Annotated in this window: 5 protein-coding genes; all 5 read left to right on the top strand. The window is 71.9% G+C overall.

Annotation, left to right across the window (positions count from 1 at the left end):
• Positions 1 to 162: 162 nt before the first annotated feature.
• Positions 163 to 3,006 carry a BTAD domain-containing putative transcriptional regulator gene (locus P3T37_RS08335; RefSeq protein WP_280722814.1) on the top strand — a complete coding sequence of 948 codons (2,844 nt, stop codon included), beginning with the start codon at positions 163 to 165 and terminating at the stop codon, positions 3,004 to 3,006.
• A gap of 128 nt (positions 3,007 to 3,134) precedes the next feature.
• Positions 3,135 to 4,388 carry a hypothetical protein gene (locus tag P3T37_RS08330; protein ID WP_280722813.1) on the top strand — a complete coding sequence of 418 codons (1,254 nt, stop codon included), beginning with the start codon at positions 3,135 to 3,137 and terminating at the stop codon, positions 4,386 to 4,388.
• Positions 4,385 to 6,412, top strand: a complete 2,028-nt coding sequence (locus tag P3T37_RS08325) for a caspase family protein (RefSeq protein WP_280722812.1) — start codon at positions 4,385 to 4,387, stop codon at positions 6,410 to 6,412. The genes P3T37_RS08330 and P3T37_RS08325 overlap by 4 nt, the downstream gene beginning before the upstream one ends.
• Positions 6,413 to 6,452: 40 nt before the next feature.
• Positions 6,453 to 7,535 carry a MoxR family ATPase gene (locus P3T37_RS08320; protein WP_280722811.1) on the top strand — a complete coding sequence of 361 codons (1,083 nt, stop codon included), beginning with the start codon at positions 6,453 to 6,455 and terminating at the stop codon, positions 7,533 to 7,535.
• Positions 7,536 to 7,549: 14 nt separating this feature from the next.
• Positions 7,550 to 11,233: an SAV_2336 N-terminal domain-related protein gene (locus P3T37_RS08315; RefSeq protein ID WP_280722810.1), complete on the top strand. Its 3,684-nt coding sequence runs from the start codon at positions 7,550 to 7,552 to the stop codon at positions 11,231 to 11,233.
• The last annotated feature ends 32 nt before the right edge of the window (positions 11,234 to 11,265 follow it).

Here is an 11,265-nt window from a genome sequence, read left to right as displayed (position 1 = left end):
CGAAGCAGTCACCATCGCGCCGCACCACAAGACCGCCCCGATCAACCCACCCGTCACGCTCAGGCGATCCTGGGACTACTAAGTCACTGGTATTGAGGCTAGAGTGGCTGTGATCATGCCGCCGGGTGAGTAGCACCCTCTTCTGGATCCTGGGGACTCACCGTGCGCTTCGGCCTGCTCGGCCCGCTGTCAGTACACCACGGCGCCGAGGAGCGCACCGTGAGCGGCCTCAAGCAGCGCATCCTGCTGGCGATGCTGCTGCTGGAGGCAGACCAGCCGGTGCAGCTCGACCGGCTGAAGGCGGCGCTCTGGGGCGAGCGGCCCCCGGCCTCCGCGAGCGCCTCGATCCACAACATGGTGGCCCGGCTGCGTCGACTGATCGACGACGAGGAGGGATCCCGGCTCCGCTCGACACCGCTCGGCTACCTGCTGCACGTCGCCGAGGACGAGCTGGACTCGCGGCTCTTCGAGAGTCGCCTGCGCCGGGCCCGCAGCGCGCTGCTGGGCAGTGACTGGGAGTCCGTCCAGCAGGAGGCCGGCGCCGCACTCGACCTGTGGCGCGGCGTCCCGCTGGCCGAGCTGCCGGACCTGGCGCCGGCGCAGGCCCCGCGCCAGCAGTGGCAGGAGGCCCGGTTGCAGGCGCTCGAGTGGCGCATCCAGGCGCAGCTCCGCCTCGGGCGGTCCTCCGGCCTCGTTCCCGAGCTGACCCGGCTGGTGGCGGAGCATCCGCTGCACGAGGCCTTCCATGCCCAACTGATGCTGACGCTCAATCAACTCGGCCAGTGTGCCGAGGCTTTGGCGCTGTACCAGCGGCTGCGCCGCGCGCTGGTGGAGGAGCTGGGCATCGAACCCGGGCCCGCGATCAGGGAAGTCCACCAGCAGATCCTGTGCGCCGAGCCGTATCGTCCCGCTCCCCGCCCCTCTCCCCACCGTGACCCCCACCTCGCTCGGGACTCCGTCCCCGCTCAACTCCCCGCAGACACACCTGACTTCACCGGACGCGCGACCGAGCTGCAGACGCTGACCGAGCTGCTGCGCAGGGCCGCCGCCGTCGACGGCGGCTCGCGGGTGGTGGCCATCTCGGGCATGGGCGGCGTCGGCAAGACCACGCTGGCCGTCCACGTCGCCCAGCGGCTGAGCCATCTGTTCCCCGACGGACAGCTGTACGTGAACCTGCGCGGGTTCGGCATCGGCCAGGCCCGCGACGCGCACGACCTGCTCGCCGTCCTCCTGACCGACCTGGACCGCGCGTCCGGCTCCGGTCGCGGAGCCCGCTGGATCCCCGAGCACACCGACGACCGCGCCGCACAGCTGCGCACCGTCCTCGCCAACCGCCGCGTGCTCCTCGTGCTAGACAACGCCCGCGACGCCTCCCACGTCCTGCCGCTGCTGCCCGGCAACAGCCGCAGCGCGGTGATCGTCACCAGCCGCAACACGCTCGCCGATCTCCCGACAGCTACCCAACTGCCCCTGGGGCCCCTCGACATCGAGGACCAGCGCGCCCTGCTCTCCGCGCTCTGCGGTCCCGGCCGGATCCAGCAGGACCCCGACGGCGCGCTGCGAATCCTCGCCGCCTGCGCGGGTCTGCCGCTGGCCCTGCGGATCAGCGGCGCCCGCCTCTCGGCCCGCCCGGCCTGGTCCCTGACCACCCTCGCCGAGCGCCTGGACGACGGCCGGGGACGCCTGCAGGCCCTGACGGTGGGACACCTGGCCGTCCACGCCACCTTCGCCGCCAGCTATCTCGCGATACGCGACGGCGACAACGCCGTGGAGCGCGAGGCGGCGCGCGCGTTCCGGCTGCTGGGCCTGTGGCCGGGCCAGTTGTTCGCCGTCGAGTCCGCCGCCGCGCTGCTGGACCGTCCCGCACCGCGCGTCGGCGACCTGCTCGAACTGCTGGCCGACAGCCACCTCCTGCAGACCCCCGCCCCGCATCGCTACCGCTTCCACGACCTGCTGGGCGAGTACGCGGCCGAGCGGGCCGACGAGGAGGAGCCGGCCGGAGCACGCGAGGACGCCCGCCTGCGGCTGATGATCTGGCTCGTCGCCGCCCTGGAGGCGGCGTCCGCCGCCATGAACCTGGGCGTCCAGGCTCCGCCGACCCTGGGCGAGACTCCCGCGGCGCCGCTGCCCGTGTTCGACGACGCCGAGCAGGCACTCCAGTGGTGCGTGCAGCAGTTGCCCAACATCAAGGAGGCGATCCGGCTGGCCGCCGACTGCCCCCGCCCCGACCTCGCCTGGCGGCTCGCCGGCTGGCTCTTCGGCTACGCGAAGAGCTACGCCTGGACCGGTGAGTGGGACGACTGCCTGAGTCTGGCCCTTCGGATCGCCGAGGACCACGGCGACCTGCTCGGCCAGGCCTGGATGCTGCGGCGGATCGGTACGTCCCACGGCATGGCCGACCGGACCGAGCAGGCCGTCGAGGCGCTCGAGGCCTCACTCGCCCTCTTCGAAGAACTCGCTGACGCCCACAGCCAGGCCGCCGTCGCGGGGAACCTCTCCCTGGCCCACGAGGACCCCGACCGGGCCCTGGCCTACGCGCGGTTGGCCCTGCGGATCCAGCAGCGGACCGGCGGCGACGGCGAGGGCGAAGCCGCGCGTGAGGACGCCCTGGCCAGAGCGCTGCGGCTGACCGGGGACCTCCCGGCGTCGGAGCGGCACTTCCGCCGGGCACTCGCGCTCTGGCGCAGCTACGGCAACCCCCGCAGCGTCGGTGTCGCCCTGGCCAGCCTCGGCGAGACCCTGCGCGCACTCGACCGGCGCGAGGAGGCCTTTGCCGCACTCGGGGAGTCGCTCGAGATCCGCCGACAGCTGGGCGATTTCCACGGCACGGCCGACTGCCTCGTGCTCACCGGCCGCGCCCACCTCCACTTCGCCCAGTGGTCCGACGCACGCGACTGCTTCGACCACGCCGTCGACCTCGGCCGCCAACACGGCCTGGACACCGCGACCCAGGCCGGCCTCCAGGGCCTGGACGAACTCGACCACGCCATGCACCCGGGGACCTGAGCGCCGCAGTCCGCAGTCCGCATTCCGCCGAGCACCCGGGCCGTACGACGCCCGCCCGGCCCGATGGGGGAGCCGGAACTACGCTGGAGTCGAGGTTCGAGGCAGCTGGCTGAGAGGGGCTGGGCAGCATGCGGATCCTTTTCGTGCACGGCACCGGGGTACGGCGAGAGCAGCACGACGCGCTGTTCGGCACCATCCGGGACGGCCTGGCCAAGCTGCCCGAGGCCGGGGCGGGGTCCGGCTACCAGGTCGAGCCCTGCTACTGGGGCGACGAGTTCGGCGCTACCCTCGGGGCCGACGGCGCCTCGATCCCGAAGCTCAGCGGTACGCGCGGGGTGGGCGGCGAGGCGGCGGTCGGCCCACTGGACCAGGCGGCCGCCGACTGGCTGCTGCTGCTCACCGACCCGCTCTGCGAACTGCGGGTGCTGGCGGAGCTCGGCGATACCGACGGGGGTATTGGCCGCCCTGGGGTGCAAGCCGCCGGGGCTGCCATCGCCGAGCAGCTGGACGCGTACCCGTCAAGTCCGCCGGCGGACGGGAAGCTGGCCGAGTTACTGCGGAACACCGGCCTCACCGACTATTTCTCCCCGGCCCTCGAATCGCTGCGCACCTCCGAGGAGTTCACGCAGGCCGCGGCGGCCGCAACCGCGTCGGACGCCGCCGCCGAGCTCACCACCGCCACCGCCCGCGCGCTGGTTGCCACTCTGCTCTCGGCCGCAGGCACCGAGGCGCTGTGCACCGGCGCCGAGCGGAACGAGCTGGTGAACCTGATGACAGAGGGACTGGGCGGTAGCGCCCGGCTTCCCGGTGCCCGGGTCGCCGCCTTCCTCGGCAGACTGGCCCTGCGGGTGAGCACCCAGCCGGCGCTCAACCACTGGCGCGGATCGATCACCCGCAACTCCACACCCGCCCTCGGCGACATCCTGCGCTACCAGGCCAGGGGCGGCCCGTTGCGTGAGTTCCTGCACCGGCGGATCGCCTCGGCGCCGGGACCGACGGTACTGCTAGGGCACAGCCTGGGCGGCGTCGCTCTGGTCGACCTGCTGGCTCTGCGCTGCGCCCAGGGCGAGCCGCTGGCGGGCGTGGAACTGCTGGTCACCGTGGGCTCCCAAGCCCCGTTGCTGTACGAGCTGGGCGCCTCGGTGGGCCTGGAGCCCGGCCGACCCCTGCCGAGTGCCTTTCCTCTCTGGCTGAACATCTACGACCGCCAGGACCTGCTGGCCTATCTGGCCGCACCGGTCTTCCCGGGCCACCAGCACGTCGCCGACCACGAGGTCAGCAGCGGCCAGCCGTTCCCGACCTGCCACAGCGCCTACTGGAAGCTGCCGGGCGTCTACCAGCGGATCGCCAAGGCGATCGGGGAGGCCGAGGCGATCGCGTGACCGACACCTCCCTTCCGATGGTCTCCCCGGAGCGCACCTACGCCCTGGTCGTCGGGGTCGAGACGTACGGGGTCGACACGGTATGGGACCTCCCCGGTGCAGCCCGGGACGCGCTCCGGTTCGCCGGCTGGCTGACCGGACCGGCGGCGGTGCCCCCGGCCAATCTGCGGCTGTTCCTCTCACCCCTGCAGAGCGCCGACCTCGACTGGACCGGGTCGCTCACCCAGCTGCGGGACCAGTGCGAGCTGGCCACCGAGTCGGCGATCAAGAAGGCACTCCTCACCGACCTGCCGAAATGCGACGGGGAGCTGCTCTGGATCTTCTGGGCCGGCCACGGCTTCCTGAACAAATCCACCGAGGAGCTTCAGCTTCCGTACACCGACGCCACCGCCGGACAGGTCCTGAATCTCAACCTCGACTCCGCCCTGCGCTATTGGCGATCCAGTCGAGTGCCGGCCAACCGGTTCACGAGGCAGGCGGTGCTGGTGGACACCTGTCGGGTCGACGCACCGTCAGGGAAATTGCTGTCCTTCCCCACCACCACCTACGACCCCGACGGCAGCACCACGGTGGAGGGGCGCCAGCAGTTCCAGCTGTACGCTGCCAGCCTCGGCGAGGCCGCCAAGAACCAGGCCGCCAGCCAGACCGGGCAGCTGACCGAGGTCCTGCTTGACCTGCTGGACGACCGACCGCTGGACCAGGTCGTCCGCGAACTCGACTCCATCGCCGGCTTGGTGCAGAAGAGGTTCGCCGTCCTGCGCGAGCAGAAGCTGGCCTGGCAGCACCCGGTGGTGATCACGCGGTATCAGGGCTGGGACGGCTCGGTCCGCATCAACGACTGGCCGGAGACGCCGCTCGCACCCAAGCTGGACGACCGCGGCTGGGCCGAGTTGGAACGGTTGTTCCGCAGCCGCGGGTTGCCCCCGCACTCCTGGGATGCGTACCGCTGGGCGTTCGAGTGCACTCGTTGCGCGCCGCCGAGTTCGCTCACCCTGCTGGCCGATGACGTGTTCGAGGTGCTGCGGGACCTGGACGACCGTCAGGGAGCGCGGTCGGGCGTCCCGCTGGTGGTGCCGTTCGTCCAGTACCTGGCGGTCCGGGTCCACACATCCGACCCGAAGCGCAGCAAGGCGCTCGCCCAGTGGGTCAAGAGGACCCGAGACCGGATGTCCATCCCCGCGCTGCGCCAGCCACCGGAACCGACCGGCCCCGGCACACTGCATGTGCGGCTGACCGAGTCGGCCGAGGCCAAGGACCGGTTCTTGGCTGAGATGTGGTTCCACCAGGATGCCTTCGAGTCGATCTGGCAGGCTGAGAAGGCGCTCGACCTCCCGTCGATTCGCGAGCAGCTGATCACTCGACTGAGGCTCCTGGTAGAGCGGTTGAACAGCCCGCCGGCCAAACCTCCGACCCGGATCGAGTTCCACGTCCCCTACGCGCTGCTGGACGCCGGACCGGCCGGGAACGCCGACTTCGAGCGCTGGTCCGTCCCGTCCCGCGGGCAGGGAAAGTCACGCCAACTCGGCCAGCTCTACGAGGTGGTGATGCGCTGCATCCCCGAGGGCCGCGGGCCCGAGGAGACCGCCCGGTTGAACCGGAAATGGCACTGGTTCGAGGCCCAGGGCGGCGGTCAGCGCCCGGAGGCCGTCCGTCTGCTCGGCGATGCCGACCTGACGGACGAGCTGGCGATGCAGCTGTTCCTGGAGGATCCGCCGGCCTGCGTGCTGGCGGAGGTCTCGGACTCTGCCGCCCTCCTGGACGCAGTCGTCGAAGCGGGGCTGCCGATCGCCGTCTGGCGCCGGGGCGGCCCGCCCAAGGCCGCCGCCGCGGGCGAGGGCCTCCGGCTCGCGCTCGACCCGCCGCCCGGCGCCCCGGACTTCGACCTGCACGCACTGCCCAAGCGGCTGCGCGAACTGCGGACACAGCATGGCCCGGCTCCCGGCCGCGCGGAGAGCTGGCACTATCCGCTGGCCCTGCTGTGGGACAACCCGACCTGCAGGCCGAGTCCTCCGCCGCTGTCCTGAGAGCATGTATCCGAGCTTGTCACCCGGCAGGAGGGTCACCATGAACGACTGGTGGATCTACCACGGTGAGGGCAGTCCGGCGGAGCGACTCGGTCGGCTCGCCACGCTGAAACCGCCGCCCTGGCGCGAGTTCCCCGGCACGCCTGACCCGGAGTACCAGCCGCCCACGACCGAGGGCCCAGCCTGGGAGCAGACCAGGAAGCGCGGCGCCGGATACCTGCCGGACGACACCGAGGTGAAGGCCGTCAACGCTGCCCTGCACCTGCGTCGGCCGCTGCTGGTCACCGGGAAGCCGGGCGTCGGCAAGTCCACCATCGCGCACAGTATCGCCGTCGACCTGGGTCTGGGACCGGTGCTGTACTGGCCGATCACCAGCCGGACCACGCGGCGCGACGGCCTCTACCTGTACGACGCGATCGGCAGACTGCAGGACGCCAACCTGCGCCAGCTGCGCCTGGCTGCCAAGCAGCCCCACGACCTCACCGACGGCCCGAATGCGCTCCGAGTCGAGGATGCCGACCAGCCGCCCGACTCGGCGATCGCGCGCTACCTGCGGCTCGGCCCGCTCGGCACGGCACTGCTGCCGCAGCGCCGGCCCCGGGTGCTGCTGATTGACGAGATCGACAAGAGCGACATCGATCTGCCCGGCGACCTGCTCACGCTCTTCGAGGAGAGCGCCTTCGAGATCCCCGAGCTGGCCAGGCTCGCCGGTGAGCAACCCCGGGTGCGGATCGGCACGGCCGACACCCCCGATCCGGTGGTCCACATCGAGTGCGGTCGGGTACAGAGCAGCGTGTTCCCGATCGTGGTCCTCACCAGTAACGGCGAGCGGGACTTCCCACCGCCCTTCCTACGCCGATGCATCCGGCTTCACCTGGACCCCCCCGGTCCGGAGCGGCTGGCGCGGATCGTGCGTTCCCGGCTGGGCCTCGACGAGCGGGAGTCGGACCAGCATCAGAAGTTGCTCCAGGAGTTCCTCGACCGGCGCGCCGACGGCGATCTGGCGACCGATCAGCTGCTCAACGCCATCCAGCTGCGCTTGGCCAACGCCTGGTCGGACCCGGAGGACCACGCGGCCTTCCTGGACACGGTCCTGCAGCGCCTGACCGGCCCGACGGCCTGAGACCGGTCTCGCCCATGATCGAGGAACTGCTCCAGGCGGTCGCCGAGTCCGGTGCGGACATCGGCTCGGACGAGCTGGCGGACATCCTCTGGCTGGCCGCCAGGATCGATCCGGACCCCGCCCGGCGGCTCGCGCCGAGCAGCGGTGAGCCGAACGCCGAAGGGACCCAACCGACCGAACCCGGCGCCGCCCTCCCGGCGGTCCCGCCGGCCGGGTCGGGCGGCTCGCGGCTGTTCACCACGGCCGGCCAGGGTGGGCTAGGTGACGTCGCCGGCACCGGCACCGGCACCGGCACCGGCACCGGCACCGGCGGGGGAGCGGGGCTGCGCGGCACCCGGGTCTCGGTGGCCCGCGCGGCCACGCTGGCCGATCCGCTCGCGATGATGCGGGCCCTGCGCCCGATCGGCCGCCGTGCGCTCGGCAGGATCGGTACCGAGCTCGACGAGGAGCTCACCGTGCTGCGCAGCATCGAGCAGTTGCTGCTCTCCCCGGTCCTGCGCCAGGCCGAGGGTCGCTGGCTCGACCTGGCGCTGGTGCTGGACGCCAGCCACTCGATGCTGCTCTGGGCGGACCTGGTCGCCGAACTGCGTCGGGTGATCACCCAGAGCGGGGTCTTCCGTGACGTCCGGTTCTGGTTCCTGCGCGGCACGGCGGGTGGTCCCGTCTCGGTGGCGCGCGGTGCGGACGGGATGGACCGCGACCCGCGCGAGGTCGCCGATCCGGCCGGGCGGCGGCTGATCCTGGTGCTGAGCGACATCGTCGCGTGCGGTTGGGCCGGCGCCGAGCTGGACAGTGTGCTGCGGCACTGGAGCGCCCACAACGCGGTAGCCGTGCTGAACGTGCTGCCCGAACGGCTGTGGACTCGGGGCGCGGTGCGGCCGACACTGCTGCTGGTCCGGCCGGCGCGGCCGGCCGCGCCGAACCGCTCCTGGCGGGTGTCGCTCCCCGAGGGCCGCCGCCGGCGGTCGCGCCGGGGGGCCGACGGAACGGTGGTGCCGGTGGTGGAGGCGACCCCGCAGGCAGTCGCCACGCTGGCCCGGGTGGTGGCCGGCCATGGGCAGTGGCAGCGGCTGGCCTGCCTGCGGCTGGGCGGGACGCAGCCGAGCGGGGCCGTCGGAACGGCCGGAACGGTTGCCGGAACTGCCGCCGTCACGCCGTCCGCGTCGCCCACCGAACGGGTCTCGGCGGCCGTGGCGCTGGCCCGCTTCCGGGAGGGCGCCTCACCGACCGCGCAGGCGCTGGCCGGCTTCCTCTCCGCCGTGCCGCTCACCCTCCCGGTGATGACCCTGGTCCGCCGTGCGATGCTGCCCGACTCGCAGCACGGCCACCTCGCGGAGGTGCTGCTCGGCGGCCTTCTCGAACCCTGGGAGCAGGAGTGGACGGCAGCCGGAGCAGATGAGCTGGAGTTCGAGTTCCTCCCCGACGTGCGCGAGGCACTGCTCGGCTCCCAACTGCGGGAGGAGGTCGCGGAGGTGCACGAGCTGGTCCGCCGCCACGTGTGGCGCTTCCTCAGCCGCCGACCGCGGACCAGCCCGGAGTTCGGCGCGATCCTGGTGGGAAGGCAGGGTGGGGAGCAGGAGGTACCTGGCGGGAAGCTGGCGTTCGGGCAGGAGCCGGAGATCGGGCGTGGCACTGCGGGTATCCAGCAGCGGGTGGTGCAGCTTCTCGCCGACGACCCCGACGGCCACCTGGTCCGCACCGGACTACTCCTGGCATCAGGGCTGATTCTGACCTGCGCTCACCGCATCGGCCGGACGGTGGTCGTCGTCGCGGCGGACGGCCGCAGAATCGCCTGCAGCCCTCTCCCGACGGGGGGCCCGCACCCTTATGGCGCTCTGCTGCTGGTGACCGAGGAGCCCGTCCTGAACGAGGCGGACTTGGTGCCGCTACGATTCGGGGAGGCGACCGGGCCGCCCCTGGAGCCCACCTACGTCCACGCGTTCCCCGGTCCCGCTCCCAGCCTGGTGACCTGGGTCGGTACGGCGCAACCGAACCGGGAGAGCATCCGGGAAGAGCTTCTGCTCTGGTCCTCGGTGCCGCCGGACCCGCGCGAGCCGTTCGGCTTCGAGGGCGGGCCGGTGGTGTACGAGGGCCGCGTGCTGGGCCTGGTCACCGGCCGGGCCGGGCCGACCGCCATGGCTGCCACGACGATCAGCGCGATGCTGCGGCAGTCGGAACTCAGCGGGCCGATCAGCGACTACCTGTTCAACGCACCGGAGTTGGAGCAGCTCCCGCCCCGTTCGGAGGAGCCGCAGGAGGCGGCCGCCGATCTGCTCCGACTCGGCCTCCGGATCAGGCTCGGTGACGGGCTTGGCGTGAAACCCGGCCCCCTCCGCGTGAGCGAGGTGGAGCTGGAGATCCAGGAGCTGATCGGCAACGTCATGGGGTACACAGGTCTGCGAGGGGCCGTCCATCCGCGCCGGCCTGTGCCTGACGCCGACTACCTGCTGACCCTCACCCTGCCCAGTACCGACATCCTGGATGCCGGACGGGCTCTCACCGAGCTCTCGCACGCCTTCGCCTGGCGGAACTACAGTGCCCCGGACCGTCCACCCATGCACCTGGCGGCGGCCGTCGTCCAACCCCCGGACCTGCCGGACGTCCTGCTGGCTTCGGACGAGGTGCAGGACAGCCTGACCAGAGCGGCCCGGGCCCGAGCCCCCGAGGCTCTGGCAGGCCTCGTCTTCTCCCCGACCACCGTCGACCGGCTCGCACAGGTTCCCGGGTTGGACAAGACCATCTCCCTGACACCGATTTCCCGCCCACCCGCCGAAGAGCACGGTCGCACCCTCGGCTACTTCTACCCGGGCGAGCCGACGGCCCTGCTGGACGCCCTCGCCGCTACGGCCGAGCCCGTCCCGACGCCACCGGCCCCGAGGTGGCCCTACTGCGCGGTCGAGCGCTCCGCGACCGATCGCATCGGCTGCCGTGGCATCAAGGTCCCCGGCTTCGCCTACTGCCTGGCCCACCTCTCGGCGGTCGACCGGGCTGTCCACCTGGCCACCCTCAGTCCCGGGGCCGACGTCGACGCCTCCGGCACGACGTTCACCGAACCGCTGCTGGCCGAACTGGTCGGCGCTCTGGTGGATCCGACAGCCGGTGCGGCCCGATTCGGGAAGGCCACGTTCACGGAAGCGCGCTTCGAGGGCACCAGTCCGTTCGTCCACTCGGCCTTCGCCGGGCCCGCCGACTTCGGCAGGGCGTTCTTTGGCTGGAAGGCGACCTTCAGTCGGGCGCTGTTCCTGGACGACACCAACTTCCAGGACTGCGAGTTCCATGACGCCGCCTGGTTCGAGCAGGTCACCTTCAGAGGCACCACCATGTTCGACGACTGCTCATTCCACAGTGATGCGCACTTCAACCAGGCGGCGTTCAACAGAAACACCTCCTTCCGGGACTGCTCCTTCGCCGGCGCTGCCGACTTCCAGGGCACCGCCGTCGACGGCACCACCACGTTCGCGGGCTCGTACTTCCACGGCGTTTCACAATTCAACGAGGCGGCGTTCACCGGGGCGACCTACTTCCGCGACTGCTCCTTCGCTGGTGGCGCCCTCTTCCGGCGCGCCGACTTCGACGGCACCGTCAGCTTCGCGGGCTCGAACTTCCCCGCCGGCCTGGACTTCCAGGACGCGAGCGTGACCGAGACGGTGGACACCAGCAGCTGGCCCCAGGACTGGGACGCCGCGACGGAGTTCTGACCGTCCTGAACGCCGAGCAGGCGAAGGAAGGA

Source organism: Kitasatospora sp. MAA4, from assembly GCF_029893355.1.
Classification (GTDB): domain Bacteria; phylum Actinomycetota; class Actinomycetes; order Streptomycetales; family Streptomycetaceae; genus Kitasatospora.
The sequence above is the reverse complement of the archived record's forward strand: the minus strand, read 5'-3'. Positions and strand labels throughout refer to the sequence as shown.

What these genes read in the sequence shown, in the direction of transcription:
- P3T37_RS08315 (WP_280722810.1), top strand. Translation starts at nt 7,550, where the DNA reads ATGATCGAGGAACTGCTCCAGGCGGTCGCCGAGTCCGGTGCGGACATC.
- P3T37_RS08320 (WP_280722811.1), top strand. Translation starts at nt 6,453, where the DNA reads ATGAACGACTGGTGGATCTACCACGGTGAGGGCAGTCCGGCGGAGCGA.
- P3T37_RS08330 (WP_280722813.1), top strand. Translation starts at nt 3,135, where the DNA reads ATGCGGATCCTTTTCGTGCACGGCACCGGGGTACGGCGAGAGCAGCAC.